This window comes from Tsukamurella sp. 8F, from assembly GCF_029167375.1.
Classification (GTDB): Bacteria; Actinomycetota; Actinomycetes; order Mycobacteriales; family Mycobacteriaceae; genus Tsukamurella.
Window position 1 is genome coordinate 30,821 of the sequence record NZ_JARFTP010000033.1, and the last position, 17,349, is coordinate 48,169.

General features: G+C 67.2%; 12 protein-coding genes and 1 pseudogene. 3 read left to right on the plus strand and 10 right to left on the minus strand.

Going from position 1 to position 17,349, the window contains the following annotated elements; translation table 11 throughout:
* The first annotated feature begins 34 nt into the window (after positions 1-34).
* Both P0W64_RS19110 and P0W64_RS19115 read left to right on the plus strand, forming a co-directional pair.
* Positions 35-1,711 (plus strand): alkaline phosphatase D family protein, encoded by a 1,677-nt coding sequence (locus tag P0W64_RS19110; RefSeq protein WP_275481759.1) that lies wholly within the window; start codon positions 35-37, stop codon positions 1,709-1,711.
* Entirely contained in the window at positions 1,708-2,166 is a 459-nt protein-coding gene (locus P0W64_RS19115; RefSeq protein ID WP_275481760.1) for a flavodoxin domain-containing protein, read from the plus strand. The genes P0W64_RS19110 and P0W64_RS19115 overlap by 4 nt, the downstream gene beginning before the upstream one ends.
* 8 nt (positions 2,167-2,174) lie before the next feature.
* On the opposite strand, the gene P0W64_RS19120 is transcribed toward P0W64_RS19115, so the two are convergent.
* Complete coding sequence (locus P0W64_RS19120; protein ID WP_275481761.1) at positions 2,175-2,513, minus strand: hypothetical protein; 339 nt, start codon at positions 2,511-2,513, stop codon at positions 2,175-2,177.
* 40 nt (positions 2,514-2,553) lie between these two features.
* Between P0W64_RS19120 and P0W64_RS19125 the strand changes: the two genes are divergently transcribed.
* On the plus strand, positions 2,554-2,946 hold the full coding sequence (locus P0W64_RS19125) for a YccF domain-containing protein (RefSeq protein WP_275481762.1): 393 nt from the start codon (positions 2,554-2,556) through the stop codon (positions 2,944-2,946).
* A gap of 70 nt (positions 2,947-3,016) precedes the next feature.
* Here the strand turns inward: P0W64_RS19125 and P0W64_RS19130 are convergent, their stop codons facing one another.
* The 9 genes and pseudogenes from P0W64_RS19130 to P0W64_RS19170 all read right to left on the minus strand — a co-directional run.
* Entirely contained in the window at positions 3,017-6,973 is a 3,957-nt protein-coding gene (locus P0W64_RS19130) for a DNA-directed RNA polymerase subunit beta' (RefSeq protein WP_275481763.1), read from the minus strand.
* Between the two features lie 30 nt (positions 6,974-7,003).
* Positions 7,004-10,486: a DNA-directed RNA polymerase subunit beta gene (locus P0W64_RS19135; RefSeq protein ID WP_275481770.1), complete on the minus strand. Its 3,483-nt coding sequence runs from the start codon at positions 10,484-10,486 to the stop codon at positions 7,004-7,006.
* Positions 10,487-10,979: 493 nt separating this feature from the next.
* Positions 10,980-12,182, minus strand: coding sequence for an ABC transporter ATP-binding protein (locus P0W64_RS19140; protein ID WP_275481764.1), 1,203 nt, complete (start codon positions 12,180-12,182; stop codon positions 10,980-10,982).
* Between the two features lie 236 nt (positions 12,183-12,418).
* Entirely contained in the window at positions 12,419-12,811 is a 393-nt protein-coding gene (gene rplL, locus P0W64_RS19145) for a 50S ribosomal protein L7/L12 (RefSeq protein WP_275481765.1), read from the minus strand.
* A 78-nt stretch (positions 12,812-12,889) separates the two neighbouring features.
* Positions 12,890-13,429 carry a 50S ribosomal protein L10 gene (gene rplJ, locus P0W64_RS19150; RefSeq protein WP_275481766.1) on the minus strand — a complete coding sequence of 180 codons (540 nt, stop codon included), beginning with the start codon at positions 13,427-13,429 and terminating at the stop codon, positions 12,890-12,892.
* 283 nt (positions 13,430-13,712) lie between these two features.
* Entirely contained in the window at positions 13,713-14,174 is a 462-nt protein-coding gene (locus tag P0W64_RS19155; RefSeq protein ID WP_275481767.1) for a TIGR04338 family metallohydrolase, read from the minus strand.
* 87 nt (positions 14,175-14,261) lie between these two features.
* Entirely contained in the window at positions 14,262-15,365 is a 1,104-nt protein-coding gene (locus P0W64_RS19160) for a hypothetical protein (RefSeq protein WP_275481768.1), read from the minus strand.
* A 688-nt stretch (positions 15,366-16,053) separates the two neighbouring features.
* Positions 16,054-17,085 (minus strand): hypothetical protein, encoded by a 1,032-nt coding sequence (locus tag P0W64_RS19165; protein ID WP_275481769.1) that lies wholly within the window; start codon positions 17,083-17,085, stop codon positions 16,054-16,056.
* Positions 17,082-17,349: pseudogene (locus P0W64_RS19170) on the minus strand (hypothetical protein); the annotation flags it as partial. The gene P0W64_RS19165 and the pseudogene P0W64_RS19170, both read right to left, overlap by 4 nt.

Genomic DNA, 17,349 nt, shown 5'->3' on the forward strand with positions numbered 1-17,349 from the left:
GCGACCCCGACGCCCCGGGGCCTACCATGACGCGATGACCGCCGAACTGCTGATCGGGCCGGTCCTGCGTCATGTCGGTCGGACCGACGCCACCGTGTGGGTCGAGACCTCGGTACCGTGCACCGTCGAGATCCTCGGGCACGGGGAACCCACATGGACGGTGGCCGGCCATCACTATGCGCTCGTCGAGATCGCCGGTCTGGCACCGGGTTCCGACACCAGATACGAAGTCCACCTAGACGGCGAGCGAACCTGGCCGCATGAGGGGAGGCAGGCGCCGTCGTACATCCGCACGCTCGCCGACGACGGTGCCGTGCGTCTGGCCTTCGGCTCCTGCCGCTTCGCCACCCGACTCGCCGCAGACCAGCTCTCCCGCTACGGCGTGGACGCGCTCGACGGCCTGGCCACACGGATGATGAGACAGCAGCCGCGCGAGTGGCCGACCGCGATGCTGATGCTGGGCGACCAGGTATACGCCGATCACCTGTCCAAGCATATGCGGCGCCGAGTCCAGCCACGTCGTCCGCTGGGCGGTGCGCCCCACGATCAGGTGGCCGACTTCGAGGAGTACACCTGGCTCTACCACGAGTCCTGGACCGATCCCGAGGTCCGCTGGCTGCTCTCGAACATGCCCTGCTTCATGATCTTCGACGATCACGATGTGCACGACGACTGGAACACCTCCGATGCGTGGCGCGTCGATATGCGCGCCAAGCCATGGTGGCACGAGCGCATCACGAGTGGGCTGATGACCTACTGGATCTACCAGCACATCGGAAACCTCACCCCCGGCGAACTGGCGAACGACGAGCTCTACCAACAGATCCGTACGGCCGGCGGCGACGGTGAACGGCCTCTCCGCGAGTTCGCCGCTGCGGCTGACGAAGAGGTCGACGGGGGCCGTCCCACTCGATGGTCGTACAGGCGCGACTTCGGCGACACCCGCGTCGTGGTCATCGATTCGCGCTGCGGACGGATTCTCGATGACACGCGCAAAATGGTGTCCGACAACGAGTTCGACTGGATAACCGACAGCTGTCGCACGGACCAGCGGCACCTGGTGCTCGCGACATCGGTGCCCTGGCTGCTCGCGCCACCCCTGGACCGTCTGGAAACGCTCTCGGAGCGGCTGGCATCCGGCGACCGCGGGCCGCGCGCGCAGCGTTTCGGCGAATGGGCACGGCGCGCTGCGGACCTCGAGCACTGGGCCGCGTTTCCCGAGAGCTACCAACGACTCTCGTCTCTCGTGCGTCGCGTCGCCGACGGGCGGCTGGCACCGTCGGGGACGGCGCCCGCGTCGGTGACCGTACTGTCCGGCGATGTCCATCACGGATACGCCGCACGGGTGCACTGGGCCGACGGCGACCCGGTCGCACCCGTACACCAGCTGACGTGCTCGCCCATGCACAACTACATACCGCTGTTCATGCGCGGTGTCTTCCGCGCGCTGTGGTCGCGCGCGCTGCACGGGCGCCCTCGGGTCGGGTCCAACGACGCGGACTGGACGCTCACCGACGGGCCGTTCTTCGGCAACCTCGTGGCCACTCTCCGGATGCGCCGTGACGAGGCATCGGTCGTCATCGAGCGCGGACACCGGCGCGGCGCGCACATCGATCTCTATCCCATCGCAGAACGCGATCTGAACGAGCTGTCACAGCACGCCGTTCCGTGGTGTCCTGAGGGTGGACTCGACGGAAGGACAGCGACATGACCGCACTCATCGTGTGCAGCGCGGAACCGCGCGGCAACACCCGACGGATCGCCGACGCGATGGCGTCGCCCCTGGGCGCCGAGATCGTCGCACCGCGCGATGTCGACCCCGAGACGCTCGGCGCGTACGACCTGGTCGGGTTCGGCTCCGGCATCTTCTGGATGAGCTTCCACGAGGAGCTGCGTGCACTGGTCGAAAAGCTCCCGCAAGCCGACACGACCGCATTCGTGTTCGCGACCAGCGGGGTGCCCGAGACACCTCTGCGCCGTTATACGCGCAGCTTCTCCCGGCGTCTGGATGCGCGAGGCTACCGCGTCGTGGACACGTTCCTATGCCGCGGCTTCGACCGCTGGGCGCCGGTCCGTCCGCTCGGCATCAATCGGCACCGCCCGGACGATCGCGACGCGTCGGCGGCACGGCTGTTCGCCGAACGCCTGCAGCGCACCGTCTCGTAGCAGGGCAGTTACCCGAGCGCGACCTTGACGGTGACCGCACCGTCGTCCGCGCGGCGCGCGACGGCGTGACCGGAACGCTGCACACCGTCGAGCCGGATCGTCAGCGGCGCACCATCGCCGGTGAAATTGCGCCACCAACCCTTCTTGTCCGGCATCGCGACGCCGATCACGACCTCGTCGCCGCGGAGCTGGTACGCGACGAGGAGGTGGAACTCCTTGCCCGACTTGCGTCCCGTATAGCTGACCTCGGCCATGGACTTACCCAGTGCCCCACCTATGACGGGGGCCTTCAGCAGGGGCGCCATGGCTGCGTTGAAGACCGCGGCGGTGCGCTGGAACAGATTCATGCCACCGACAGTACCGCTCATCGGCAGGCACACTGGACCCATGAAGACACTGCTCAACATCATCTGGCTGGTGCTCTGCGGATTCTGGATGGCGCTGGGCTACGTGGCGGCCGGGGTGATCTGTTGCATCCTCATCATCACGATCCCGTTCGGGATCGCGTCGTTCCGCATCGCGGCGTTCGCGTTGTGGCCGTTCGGCCGCACCGTCGTCCGCCGGCCGACGGCCGGTACCGCGTCGCTGATCGGCAACGTCATCTGGCTGATCGTGGCGGGGATCTGGCTCGCGATCGGCCACATCACGACTGGAATCGCCCTGTGCCTCACCGTCATCGGGATCCCGCTGGGCATCGCGAACTTCAAGCTGATCCCCGTGTCCCTGCTCCCCCTGGGCGCGGAGATCGTGCCCACCGACGCGCCGTACCCGATGCGCTGAAGAAGTCCTATGCGCTGAAAACGGGAGGGGCCCCGATCCTTGACGGATCGGGGCCCCTCTCGGCTAGCGACTACCGGTAGTCGTTCGAGAAGCCGTAGTCGTCGAGCGGCACCGCGGCACCGGTCGGCGCGCCGAACGCGCCCTCCGGGCTGTAGTACTGATCGTCGAAGCTCGGCACCGAGTACGCGGCCGCGCGGGCCTCCTCGGTCGGCTGCACCTGGATGTTCCGGTACTTGGAGATGCCCGTACCGGCCGGGATGAGCTTACCGATGATGACGTTCTCCTTGAGGCCCACCAGCTTGTCCGAGCGGGTGTTGATCGCGGCGTCCGTGAGCACTCGGGTGGTCTCCTGGAAGGAGGCCGCCGACAGCCACGAATCCGTCGCGAGCGACGCCTTGGTGATGCCCATGAGCACCGGACGTCCGGCCGCAGGCTCGCCGCCCTCGGACACGACGCGGCGGTTCTCGGCCTCGAACTCACTACGCTCGGTCAGCGAACCGGGCAGGAACTCCGTCGAGCCCGAGTCGATGATCGTCACGCGGCGCAGCATCTGTCGCACGATGACCTCGATGTGCTTGTCGTGGATCGACACGCCCTGGCTGCGGTACACCTCCTGGACCTCGTTGACCAGGTGCACCTGCACCTGGCGCGGGCCCATGACGCGGAGCACCTCGTGGGGGTCGGCAGCGCCCTCGAGCAGCTGCTGGCCCACGTTCACATGGTCGCCGTCGGTCAGCAGGCGCTCGCTGCCGTCGTCGTGCTTGAACACACGCAGCCGCTGACGCTTGCTGATCTTGTCGTACACGACATCCTCGCCGCCGTCGTCCGGCGTCAGGGTGATCGTGTAGAACCGGTCGTCGTCCTCCAGCCGCACGCGGCCGGAGACCTCGGCGATCGGGGCCTTGCCCTTGGGGACGCGGGCCTCGAACAGCTCCTGGACACGCGGCAGACCACCGGTGATGTCGTCGCCGACACCACCCTGGTGGAACGTGCGCATCGTCAGCTGGGTACCGGGCTCACCGATCGACTGGGCGGCGACGATGCCCACGGCCTCGCCGATGTCGACCAGCTTTCCGGTGGCCATCGACCGGCCGTAGCAGGTCGCACACACACCGGTGCCGGTGGCGCAGGTCAGCACCGAGCGGACCTTGACGTCGGTGATCCCCGCCGCGAGCAGGGCCTCGATGGCCGGATCGCCCAGGTCGTGGCCGCGCTCGACGACGACGTTGCCGTCGGCGTCCACTGCATCTTCAGCGAGTGTCCGCGCGTAGGCGGACGTCTCGACGTGGGCGTCGCGGATGATCGCCCCGTCGGACTGCTTCTCCGCGAGGGGCACCATGATGCCGCGCGTGGTGTTGCAGTCGACCTCGCGCACGATGACGTCCTGCGAGACGTCCACCAGACGGCGGGTCAGGTAGCCCGAGTCGGCGGTACGCAGCGCGGTGTCGGCCAGACCCTTGCGGGCGCCGTGCGTATTGATGAAGTACTCCAGAACCGTCAGGCCCTCACGGAACGAGGACTTGATCGGGCGCGGGATGAACTCACCCTTCGGGTTCGTCACGAGGCCCTTCATGCCGGCCAGGTTGCGCACCTGCGTCATGTTGCCGGTGGCACCCGACTTCGGGATCATCGTGATCGGGTTGTCGTCCGGGTAGTAGTCCTCCATGGCCTTACCGACCTCTTCGGTGGCCTGCTTCCAGATCTCCACCAGAGCGTCGCGACGCTCCTCAGAGGTGAGCGCACCGCGGGCGTACTTGCGTTCCAGCCCGTCGGCCCGCTCCTCGTAACGGTCCAGGATCTCCTTCTTGCTCGGCGGCACGAGCACGTCCGACATCGCGACGGTCACGCCCGAACGGGTCGCCCAGTAGAAGCCGGCGTCCTTCAGCTTGTCGACGGTCTGCGCGACGACGATCATCGGGTACCGCTCGGCGAGATCGTTGATGATCGTCGCCTGGCGCTTCTTCGGCATCTGCTCGCCCACGAACTGGTAGTCCGCCGGGAGCAGGTCGTTGAACAGCACGCGGCCGAGCGTGGTCTCCGCGATCCACGCGTCGCCCTGCTTCCAGCCGTCGGGGAACTGCTCCGCCTCGACCTCCGCCGTCGGACGCTGCGTCGTCAGGCGCACCCGGATGGGGGCCTGGATCGACAGCTCGCCCAGATCGGTGGCCATGATGGCCTCGGCCGGCGACGAGAAGACGCCGACCTCGGGCTCGTCGGTGGAAGCCGCGCGGTAGGCGCCGGCCGCGTCCTCCTTGAGCGTGGTCAGGTGGTACAGACCCGTCACCATGTCCAGACGCGGCATGGCGAGCGGGCGGCCCGACGCAGGCGACAGGATGTTGTTCGACGACAGCATCAGGATGCGCGCCTCCGCCTGCGCCTCGGCGCTCAGCGGGAGGTGCACGGCCATCTGGTCACCGTCGAAGTCGGCGTTGAAGGCCTCACACACCAGCGGGTGCAGCTGGATCGCCTTGCCCTCGACGAGCTGCGGCTCGAAAGCCTGGATGCCCAGACGGTGCAGGGTGGGCGCGCGGTTGAGCAGCACGGGGTGCTCGGCGATGACCTCTTCGAGGACGTCCCACACCTGCGGCCGCTGCCGCTCGACCATCCGCTTGGCGGACTTGATGTTCTGCGCGTGGTTCAGATCGACCAGACGCTTCATCACGAAGGGCTTGAACAGCTCGAGCGCCATCAGCTTGGGCAGGCCGCACTGGTGCAGCTTGAGCTGCGGACCGACGACGATGACGGAACGGCCCGAGTAGTCGACACGCTTGCCGAGCAGGTTCTGGCGGAACCGGCCCTGCTTGCCCTTGAGCAGATCCGACAGCGACTTGAGCGGGCGGTTACCCGGCCCGGTGACCGGGCGGCCGCGCCGTCCGTTGTCGAACAGCGCGTCCACGGACTCCTGCAACATCCGCTTCTCGTTGTTGACGATGATCTCGGGCGCACCGAGGTCGATCAGTCGCTTGAGGCGGTTGTTGCGGTTGATCACGCGGCGGTACAGGTCGTTCAGGTCCGACGTGGCGAAGCGGCCACCGTCGAGTTGCACCATGGGGCGCAGCTCCGGCGGGATGACCGGCACCGCGTCGAGCACCATGCCCAGCGGCGAGTTGCCCGACTGCTGGAACGCGGCGACGACCTTGAGGCGCTTGAGCGCGCGGAGCTTCTTCTGCCCCTTGCCCGAGCGGATGGTCTCCCGCAGTTCCTCGGCCTCGGCGTCGATGTCGAAGTTCTCGATGAGCTTCTTGATCGCCTCGGCACCCATGGCGCCGGTGAAGTACTCGCCGTAACGGTCCTGCAGCTCACGGTAGAGCTTCTCGTCGACGATCATGTCCTTCGGCGCGAGCTTGACGAAGGTGTTCCAGATCTCGTCGAGCTCGTCGAGGGCACGCTGGGCGCGATCGCGGATCTGCCGCATCTCGCGCTCGCCGCCGTCCTTGACCTTGCGCCGGGCATCGGCCTTGGCGCCTTCGGCCTCGAGCACGGCCAGGTCGTCCTCGAGCTTCTTGGCACGGTTCTCGAGGTCCACGTCGCGCTGGTCGGCGAGGACCTTCTTCTCGGAGGTCATCTCGGCCTCGAGCGTGGAGAGCTCGTTGTGCCGCTGCTCCTCGTCGACGGCCGTGATGACGTACGCCGCGAAGTAGATGATCTTCTCTAGGTCCTTGGGCGCCAGGTCCAGCAGGTACCCGAGACGCGACGGGACGCCCTTGAAGTACCAGATGTGCGTGACGGGCGCGGCCAACTCGATGTGGCCCATCCGCTCACGTCGCACCTTGGCGCGAGTGACCTCGACGCCGCAGCGCTCGCAGATGATGCCCTTGAAGCGGACGCGCTTGTACTTACCGCAGTAGCACTCCCAGTCGCGAGTCGGTCCGAAGATCTTCTCGCAGAACAGGCCGTCCTTCTCTGGCTTGAGCGTGCGGTAGTTGATCGTCTCCGGCTTCTTGACCTCGCCGTACGACCAGTTGTGAATGTCGTCGACGGTCGCCAGACCGATCTTGAGTTCGTCGAAGAAGTTGACGTCGAGCACTTGTCTCCTCTTAGTGGTCGGTCGGCGGGCTTAGTTGGCGAGGTCTTCGGCCGAGGCGTTCTCGTTGCGCGACAGGTTGATGCCGAGGTTGGCGGCCGCGCGCTCGAGGTCCTCGTCGTCGCCGTCGGCCATCTCGATGGCGGCGCCGTCGGACGACAGGACCTCCACGTTCAGGCAGAGCGACTGGAGCTCCTTGAGGAGCACCTTGAACGACTCCGGGATGCCCGGCTCGGGGATGTTCTCGCCCTTGACGATCGCCTCGTAGACCTTGACGCGGCCGACCACGTCGTCCGACTTGATGGTCAGGAGCTCCTGCAGCGTGTACGCCGCGCCGTAGGCCTGCATGGCCCAGCACTCCATCTCGCCGAAGCGCTGGCCACCGAACTGCGCCTTACCACCCAGCGGCTGCTGCGTGATCATCGAGTACGGGCCGGTCGAGCGGGCGTGGATCTTCTCGTCGACCAGGTGGTGCAGCTTCAGGATGTACATGTAGCCGACGGCGACCGGGTACGGGAACGGCTCACCGGAGCGGCCGTCCAGCAGCGTGGCCTTGCCGTCGCCGCCGACCATGACCTCACCGTCGCGGTTGGGGAGCGTCGAGCCCAGCAGACCCGCGAGCTCCTCGTCCCGCGCACCGTCGAACACGGGCGTTGCGGTCTTGGTATCGGACGGCTGCGAGTACATCTGCTCGGGCAGCTGCGACGCCCAGTCCGGCATGCTGCCGTCGGGCAGCCGCACATCCCAGCCGGCCTTGGCGACCCACCCGAGGTGCGTCTCCAGGATCTGGCCGATGTTCATACGACGAGGCACGCCGTGCGTGTTCAGGATGATGTCGACGGGCGTGCCGTCGGGCAGGAAGGGCATGTCCTCGGCGGGCAGGATCTTGCCGATGACGCCCTTGTTGCCGTGGCGGCCGGCCAGCTTGTCGCCGTCCTGAACCTTGCGCTTCTGGGCCACGTAGACGCGGACCAACTCGTTGACACCGGGCGCGAGCTCGTCGTCGTCGTCGCGGCTGAACACGCGCACGCCGATGACCTTGCCGGTCTCGCCGTGGGGCACCTTCAGCGAAGTGTCGCGGACCTCGCGCGCCTTCTCACCGAAGATCGCACGAAGCAGTCGCTCCTCCGGGGTCAACTCGGTCTCGCCCTTGGGCGTGACCTTGCCGACCAGGATGTCGCCGTCGCGGACCTCTGCACCGATGCGGATGATGCCGCGCTCGTCCAGGTCGGCCAGCACCTCGTCGGAGACGTTCGGGATGTCCCGCGTGATCTCCTCCGCGCCCAGCTTCGTATCGCGCGCGTCGATCTCGTGCTCCTCGATGTGGATGGACGTCAGGACGTCCTCCTCCACGAGGCGCTGGCTGAGGATGATCGCGTCCTCGTAGTTGTGGCCCTCCCACGGCATGATCGCCACGAGCAGGTTCTTGCCGAGCGCCATCTCACCGTTGTCGGTGCACGGGCCGTCGGCCAGCACCTGACCGGCCTCGACGTGCTGCCCGGCGTCCACGATGGGACGCTGGTTGGCACACGTGCCCTGGTTCGACCGCGCGAACTTCCGCAGCCGGTAGGTCTTGCGGCTGCCGTCATCCGCCATCACCGTGATGAAGTCGGCCGACACCTCCTCGACCAGACCCGGCTTGTCGGAGATGACCACGTCACCCGCGTCGACAGCGGCACGCAGCTCCATGCCGGTACCCACCAGGGGCGAGTCGCTGCGCACCAGCGGCACGGCCTGACGCTGCATGTTCGCGCCCATGAGGGCACGGTTGGCGTCGTCGTGCTCGAGGAACGGGATCATCGCGGTCGCGACCGACACCATCTGTCGCGGCGAGACGTCCATGAAGTCGACCTGCGCGGGCGAGACGAACTCGACGTCGCCGCCCTTCTTGCGCACCAGGACGCGGTCCTCTGTGAAGCGACCGGCCTCGTCCACCTTCGCGTTGGCCTGCGCCTTGACGTGGCGATCCTCCTCGTCGGCGGTCAGGTACAGGATCTCGTCCGTCACCCGGCCGTCGACCACCTTGCGGTAGGGCGTCTCGATGAAGCCGAACGGGTTGACCCGCGCATACACCGAAAGCGAGCCGATCAGGCCGATGTTGGGGCCCTCAGGCGTCTCGATCGGGCACATGCGCCCGTAGTGCGACGGGTGGACGTCACGGACCTCGAGGCCCGCGCGCTCACGCGACAGGCCGCCCGGGCCCAGCGCCGACAGGCGACGCTTGTGGGTCAGGCCCGACAGCGGGTTGTTCTGGTCCATGAACTGCGACAGCTGCGACGTGCCGAAGAACTCCTTGATCGCCGCCGAGACGGGGCGGATGTTGATCAAGGTCTGCGGGGTGATCGCCTCGACGTCCTGCGTGGTCATCCGCTCGCGGACGACACGCTCCATGCGGGACAGGCCGACGCGCAGCTGGTTCTGGATCAGCTCACCGACGGTGCGCAGGCGGCGGTTGCCGAAGTGGTCGATGTCGTCGACCTCGACGGGGACCTCGGTGCCGCCCGGGACGGTCATGTAGGTCAGCTGGTCCGTCGGCGCCTCGTGCAGACGCACGAGGTACTCGACCGTCGCAACGATGTCGTCCTCGGTGAGTACCAGGGCGCGCGAGCCGTCGGCGCCCGCCGGCAGACCGAGCTTCTTGTCCAGCTTGTAGCGACCGACGCGGGCCAGGTCGTAGCGCTTCTCCTTGAAGAAGAGGTTCTCCAGCAGGGCCTGCGCGGACTCCTTCGTCGGGGGCTCGCCCGGACGCAGCTTGCGGTAGATGTCGAGCAGCGCCTCGTCGGTGCCGGCCGTGTTGTCCTTCTCGAGGGTAGACCGCATGATCTCCGAGAAGCCGAAGCGCTCCTCGATCTGCTCGTTGGTCCAGCCGAGGGCCTTGAGCAGCACGGTGACGGGCTGGCGGCGCTTGCGGTCGATGCGGACGCCGACGGTGTCGCGCTTGTCCACGTCGAACTCGAGCCACGCCCCGCGACCCGGAATGACCTTGACGCTGTGCAGCGGCTTCTCGGTCGACTTGTCGATGGTCTCGTCGAAGTAGACGCCCGGCGAGCGCACGAGCTGCGACACGACGACGCGCTCGGTGCCGTTGATGATGAACGTGCCCTTGTCCGTCATCATCGGGAAGTCACCCATGAACACGGTCTGCGACTTGATCTCGCCGGTGTTGTTGTTGATGAACTCCGCGGTGACGAACAGCGGCGCCGCGTAGGTCATGTCCTTGTCCTTGCACTCCTCGAGCGAGGCCTTGACCTCGTCGAAGCGCGGGTCGGAGAAGGACAGGGACATGGAACCGGAGAAGTCCTCGATCGGGGACAGCTCGGCCAGGATGTCCTCCAGGCCGCCGGTGGGGTTGATCTCGCCTCGGGCGGCCGCCTTCTCGCGCCACTCCTCGGACCCGACCAGCCACTCAAAGGAATCGATCTGCAGATCGAGCAGACCCGGAACCGGGAGTGGTTCGGTGATCTTGGCGAAGGAGACGCGCTTCGGGGCCCCGGGGACACCGCTGCCGTTCTTCATCTCGTCTGCGTCGGTCGTGGTCTGGCTGGAGACTGCCAAGATGCGTCCTCTGCTTTGCCTAGTGGGTTATCGAAACCGCCGACGGCTTTCCTGAGACAGGAACACTGCTTGACAGCAGGCAGATATTCAGATTGGACAGGAGGCAGCCAGCGCAACGTCCAACATTAGCAGAGCGGGTCAATAGCCGCAACGAGCTAGACCCCGTCAAGGGGGTCGAGTGCGGACCCGGGCGAACCGACTGGCTACCGGAGGAGCACCGGTGTTCCGCGTTCTCCGGTTAAGAGTGGCGCGCGAGCGGCCGATCGTCAAGCGAAACCGCCGCATCCGTGGAAAATTTCCGCTGCACGTCTGCGGCCTCGGGCGGTTCCGCGAGCAGGACAGACGGACCGTGGGTGATCTTCGCCACCGCGTCACGCCGTGACTGAAACGGCAGCACCGGCCCTCCCCCGACGCGCGGGGTGAGCCGGTGCTGTCGTGACCGTCTCCCGGTGGCTCAGTCTCGGTAGCGCGGCAGCTGGTCGGTCGCGTCCTGTCCGATCTCGTACGTGCCGGTCGGCTCGTCGTTGCCGCCGAAGTCGGTGGGCCGCTGAACGGGCACCTCCGACGTGGCGGGCTCCGCCGACTCGGCCAGCCGGTTGGGGCGCTGCGCGTGCTGGTCGGTCGCCGCGCCTGCCAGGGCAGAGCCTCCGGCCGAGGCTCCGACGGTGGCGGGCTCCGGGTCGTCGCCCAGGTCACGTCGGATGGCCTCCTGCGCCTTCTCCGGCAGCGAGGGCAGGATCTCGCGGACGCGCGCCTTGCGACGCTGCTCGCCCTTGCGCGGCGGCATACCGGGCGTGGGCTGCATCTGCGGGGCGATCTCGTCGGGTACGGCGACACCACCGTCGGACTGGCCGGCCGCGAAGCGTGCTGCCTCCGCCTCCAACTGCCCCTGGTCCTTCTCCTCCGACATACCGATCGGGCCGATCATCGAGCCCGACAGGAACTGCTTGACGACCGGCTCGTCGGAGGTGAGCAGCACCTCGCGCGGCCCCATCATCACGAGGTGCTTGAGGAAGAGCATGCCCATGTTGTCCGGGACCGTACGGGCGATGTTGATGTTGTGCGAGACGATCAGCGTGGTGCAGTCGATCTGCGCGTTGATGTCCATGAGCAGCTGGCTGGTGTAGGTGGTACGCACCGGGTCGAGACCGGAGTCCGGCTCGTCGACGAGCATGATCTGCGGGTCCATGACCAGCGCGCGAGCGAGGCCGGCACGCTTGCGCATACCACCCGAGATCTCGCCCGGCAGCTTGTCCTCGGCGCCGATCAGACCCACCATCTCGAGCTTCTCCATGGTGATCTGACGGATCTCGCTCTCCTTCTTCTTCGTGTGCTCACGAAGCGGGAACGCGGTGTTGTCGTACAGGTTCATCGAGCCGAACAGCGCACCGTCCTGGAAGAGGACGCCGAACATCTTGCGGATCTCGTACAGCTCCGACGACGAACACCTGAGGATGTCCGTGCCGTCGATGATGATCTCCCCCTCCTCCGGCCGGAGGAGGCCGATGAGGGACTTCAAGAACACCGACTTGCCGGTACCGGACGGGCCGAGGAGCACGGACACCTCACCCTTCGGCAGAGTGAGGGACACGTCGGTCCAGATGTTGTTCGACCCGAACGACTTGGTCAGGTGCTTGGTGGTTACTTCGACGCCCACGCCTCGGCCTTTCTAACGGACAACCGGAATGTGGCACCGGCCACACCAACGGATTCTCTCAGCACCATACCGCAGCGCGTACGGATAGTGACAGGCAACTCGCGCACTCGTCCAGACACGTCGTATGCACGCGAATCAGGCGCGTTTGCGGACCCCCGACCTGCGCGGTCCCGCGACGCAGAACGGCCCCCAACCGCGCGTGCGGGTGGGGGCCGTTCGAGGCGAAGTAGTTAGGACTACTTGACCGAGACGCTGGCGCCGGCGGCCTCCAGCTTCTCCTTGGCGGCCTCGGCGGCCTCCTTGTCGACCTTCTCCAGGATCGGCTTCGGGGCGCCCTCGACGAGGTCCTTCGCCTCCTTCAGGCCCAGGCCCGAGACGAGCTCGCGCACAACCTTGATGACCTGGATCTTCTTGTCGCCGGCGCCCTCGAGGACGACGTCGAACTCGTCCTGCTCGGCAGCGGCCTCAGCGCCGCCGGCGGCGGGCGCGGCACCCGCGGCCGCGACGGCGACCGGGGCAGCGGCGGTGACCTCGAAGGTCTCCTCGAAAGCCTTCACGAACTCCGAGAGCTCGAGCAGGGTCAGCTCCTTGAAAGCGTCAAGCAGCTCGTCGGTGGTGAGCTTCGCCATGGCGATAGTCCTTCCGTTAAGTCCTTGCTCGCTGATCCGCGAGGCAGGGAAATGTGATGTGTCGCTGGATCAGCGGTCTTACTCGGCGGCCGCGGCGGGAGCCTCGGCAGCCTTCTTCTCCTGCAGCGCGGCGGCCAGGCGGGCGACCTGCGACGCGGGAGCGTTGAACAGGCCTGCGGCCTTTGCCAAGTTGCCCTTCATGGCACCGGCGAGCTTCGCCAGGAGCACCTCGCGCGACTCGAGATCGGCGATGCGCTCGACCTCGGACACGGACAGCGGCTTGCCGTCCATGTAGCCGCCCTTGATGACCAGGTTCTTGTTGTCCTTGGCGAACTTCTTGATCGCCTTGGCGGCCTCGACCGGCTCACCCTCGATGAAGGCGATCGCGGTCGGACCCGAGAACAGCTCGTCCAGGCCCTGCACGCCGGCATCAGCTGCCGCGCGCTTGACCAGGGTGTTCTTGGCGACGGAGTACGTCGCGCCGGCCCCGAGCGAGCGACGCAGCTCGGTGATGCCGCCCACCGACAGGCCACGGTATTCCGTGACGACGGTGGCCGTAGCCTTCTCGAACTGCTCGGCGATCTCCGCTACTGCGGCGACCTTCTCAGCGTTTGCCATACTTCGCCTCCTCTCTCTAGTGTTGCGCGCCGGCACACGAAGGAGACACATACGACGAGAGCCCCGGCGCAGGGGCGCACGGGGCTCGAAGTGCACGCGCTAGAAGCGCACGCTTTCGTGGTCCTCGTCCTCCTGCGTGGGTCGCCGGCTGAGCCGGGCCTTCGATCGTGACTGCCCGAGGGGCGGCCACGATGACCGACGGTCTTTGGTGGAACGATCCGGGTTGCCGGATTCCAGCGGAGAATGTTACCGGCGACGGGCGCCGGATCCAAATCGGCACCGGTCAGCCCACGGGGACGCCCGTCTCACGCAGCACCACCTCGAGCGCCAGCCCCGCTTCGGGCCCCATCACGGCGCGCGCCAGCTCGATCAGAGTCGACGCGAACTCCGGCCCGTGCGGTTGCGTGCCGCGCGGCGCCAAGTGGTGCGCCAGCTCGTGCAGAACCACCAACTCCCGCAGCGCCCACCGCCCGTCCCGGCCGGCGGGCACCGCGATCACCGCGGAGTCCGGCTCGTAATGCGCCTGCGTCGCGCCGGCGCGCGCCCGGACCCGGACCGCGCCCGGGCCGCCGACCCGCACGAGGACGTCGTCGACGTAGCGCTGCACCGACTCGACGGAAGCGAAACGCGCTTCGGGCGGCAGCGTGAGTGTGATCCCCAGGCAGTCGACAGTGTGCGCAGACGACCGCGCCGCATGGTCGAACAGCCCGTGGACCAGGGTCTCCGCCTCGTACAGCCGGTTCACCGTGCCTCGACGCCCAGATACCTACACACCCGAGAACAGTACAACCGGCGCGCCACGGGTGTTGAGGGCGATCGTCCCGCAGCGCTCTTACAGGTATCGGTAGTTCTTCAGTCTGAGTCCCGCCATCGTGTTGTCGAGTGAGTGCGCCCAGTCGCGCGGCTTACTCCGCCCTCCGACCGGTGCGAGGGACGAAAACATCAGGGGAAGCGAGCTCTGTTCGTCCCGCAGTCGGCCGAGTAACTCGGACACCCGCTTCGCCACATTCGCCGGAATCCGGACCCCCAGGTTCTCCTGGACGCCCACGAACTCGGCCGTCGAGAGCAGATCCCCTCTGTCGATCGCGGCTATCGTCGCCGCCGCGAGTCGATCGATCATCTTAGGCGCTTTCAGCACCTCCTTCTGCGGGCCACGTGACAGCTCGTATACGACGTCGACACGAGCGTAGGGATCCGATACAAGACCGTTGGCGACCTCGTCGGCCAAGATCGGCGCGGGTTTGCCGAGCATTCGATTCACCCGGGACGTGACCAGCCACGGCTCGATCTCGTTCTCACTGAACTTCCGGAGATCGTCGGCGGCGAGCGACCCGGCTACCTTCGCTGTGACCGCGGGGCATTGCGCGCCGACCTTCACGCAGATTGCGAAGACGAGACGGTCTATCAGATCGTTCGGCTCGTTCGGGTCATCCTTGCGCTCGTATTCGTACACCGAATCGCGAATCCAGCTCGGATAGTACGGAGTGCCGATGAGGCTCAATAGTTCGACCAGCGTCATCTGATCGACCCAGCTGCCCTTGTTATCCGAATAGACCTTGGCAAGGCCATCGTCGCCGGGCAGAGCCTGCGATACCGCCGTCGTGAGCCACTCTCGATAGCCTTCACTGATGCGGGATTCGGCGAGTGCTTCGCTCAGGGCCCGTACTACGTTGACGTCCATCGGCTTGTTCCTGGGGAGGGCGGAGCACACCTTCGCATACTCGGCGACCCGGCCGTTCTTTCCGGTCAGCTGCGCCTCGGCCACGGCGTTGGGGACTCCGATCCCGTCGCAGTCGGTAGGTGCCGGTCGCCCTTGTTCGATATACGTTCCCCTGAACGGAACGCCCAGGTCGACGATGTTCCGCACCCTGACGAAGGCCACAGCCGAGATATCCGTACGCCCCACGTACTGTGCGAGGTCGGCGCGGTGGCGCATCAGCCTCGCCGGATCGATACAGTGAAGCGCCTCAGCCGCATGTCCGGTCGTGGCGTCCGGGGAACTGATGGCCGCCTCTAATTCACTTGCCTCCCTCTCATAAGTCGAACGTTTCTCGAGAAGGGTGACGAGCTCCGCGCGCCTGGAAGGGCCGACCGCGGAACATGCACTCGAATATTCCGTCGCGGCGGACGAACCGGGTGTCGACTCGATGAGAGCGGCCACGGCGCTCGCGCTCGGTCTGGGAATCCGCTCCCCCAACACTGCTGCGGCGGCTTGATACTCTCCGGTCGAATCCAGAATGATCCGGTTGCCGGCCAGGGGAGCGAGTTCGGATTCCGCCGCGAGTTTGCCACTCCCCTGGAAGATTTCAGCTTCGAATAGCCTTTTATATCTCGACGCGCCCCGCTCCGCACCGCATCCCACCAACACCACAAGAACCGTCAGGCCAGCCACCATAGCTCGCACAGCGTGCAGTCGCATTTTCGCGTCACCCCTTCGAATTGCGGCTCGGTGGGGCGGTGCGGGCACCCAGGAGACTCATTTCATCTCGACTACAAGTCGACCGACACAGCGTTACCCCGAAGCGGACAGTCCTGAGAAGTCCTGCAAGATTAACCCGCTCCATTGCGATGAACAACTGACGTTGCTTCGCCAGGCGAGACCCGCGACGGCCCAGCGCGGTTGGTCAGACGTCCTTCGCGACCTTGAGCGAGTCGATGATCTTCTGCGCCTCCCCAGCCAGCGAGGCGTCGCCGATCGGGGTATCCGTCAGCACGTAGGTCTGCGGTGCCGACTCGATGACGATCACGGTCAGATGGTCGCCCTCGACCGTGACCAAGTCCTTCTGGACGTGGATGTCCGCCGTGACCTTGTGCGCATCGACCCCGTCGACCTTGACGGCCTCCGGCTGCGTCTTGCCGGTGACCTTCGGGTTCGCCGAGTTGTAGCCGGCGCCGGCGGCGATGCAGTCGACCATCCTCGTCGCTGCGTCGGCCGAGCTGATCGCGGGCGACCAGGTGGTCTGACCGATCTCTGCGCCGGCCTGCCAGGGCTGGCCCGGCAGCGCCTTCACGAGCCCCGCGGCCGCCCGGCTCTGTGCGTAGGTCGTGTACGTCTGCGGTGTCCAGTCCGGAGCGGCGCTGATCGGGAACGAGAGGGGGCCGGACGTGACTCGCGTCGTGATCGCCGCGCTGATCCCGGAGCCGGGGTAGCCACATGCGCCGCCTCCCCCGCCGGCCGACGTCGACGGTGCCGCGGACGTCGTCGAGCCGCCACCTGCGATCGGCGTGGTCTTCTTGCCGCTCCCCGCGGTCGACCAGATGATGGCGCCCGCGATCATCACGACGACGAGAACCGTCGCCACGCCGGCGGCGATATACAGTCCGGTGCGCGAGCGGCCTCCCCCGCCCGGCCCGGCCGGGTACTGGGGGCCACCGGGATACTCGGGCCCGGCCGGCCCGCCCGGGTAGGGGGGAGCGCCCGGGTACTGGGGCCCCGTGTACCCCCCGGCGGGGTACTGCCCGCCCGGGTATCGGGGATCCGCGGCGTACTGTCCTCCGCTCCCCTGCTGGTACGGGTCCTGCTGCGGATAGCCCAGAGCCGGGTACTGATCCGGCTGGCGCTGACCGTAGTCGCCGCCCGAGCTCCCGTCGGCCCCGTCGCCGCCGGAGGCGCCGTCACCGGACGGGCGTTCCCAAGGGCTGCGCGGGCCGCTCACGACGACCGTCCGATCACGCCGCGAGTGCCGCCGACCTCGGGATGGTGGCCGCCCAGACGCGCGTTGCGGCCGGCGCGGTCACCTGCACGGCGGGCACCGTCGGAGTAGCCCGCCGATGCCGCGGCGCCGCGCCACCGTCCGCGGGCCGTGGACACCCGGTCGTAGAAGGACGTCAACTCGAGCTCCTTGTCCCGCAGGGCCACCTCCGTCCCCGCCTCGGTCGTCACGTCGGCGAGCCGCTCTTCGGTCTCCTGCCGGGGGGGC

What these genes read in the sequence shown, in the direction of transcription:
- rplJ (WP_275481766.1), bottom strand. Translation starts at nt 13,429, where the DNA reads ATGGCAAACGCTGAGAAGGTCGCCGCAGTAGCGGAGATCGCCGAGCAG.
- P0W64_RS19125 (WP_275481762.1), top strand. Translation starts at nt 2,554, where the DNA reads ATGAAGACACTGCTCAACATCATCTGGCTGGTGCTCTGCGGATTCTGG.
- P0W64_RS19120 (WP_275481761.1), bottom strand. Translation starts at nt 2,513, where the DNA reads ATGAATCTGTTCCAGCGCACCGCCGCGGTCTTCAACGCAGCCATGGCG.
- rplL (WP_275481765.1), bottom strand. Translation starts at nt 12,811, where the DNA reads ATGGCGAAGCTCACCACCGACGAGCTGCTTGACGCTTTCAAGGAGCTG.
- P0W64_RS19135 (WP_275481770.1), bottom strand. Translation starts at nt 10,486, where the DNA reads ATGAAGAACGGCAGCGGTGTCCCCGGGGCCCCGAAGCGCGTCTCCTTC.
- P0W64_RS19110 (WP_275481759.1), top strand. Translation starts at nt 35, where the DNA reads ATGACCGCCGAACTGCTGATCGGGCCGGTCCTGCGTCATGTCGGTCGG.
- P0W64_RS19160 (WP_275481768.1), bottom strand. Translation starts at nt 15,365, where the DNA reads ATGCGCCACCGCGCCGACCTCGCACAGTACGTGGGGCGTACGGATATC.
- P0W64_RS19115 (WP_275481760.1), top strand. Translation starts at nt 1,708, where the DNA reads ATGACCGCACTCATCGTGTGCAGCGCGGAACCGCGCGGCAACACCCGA.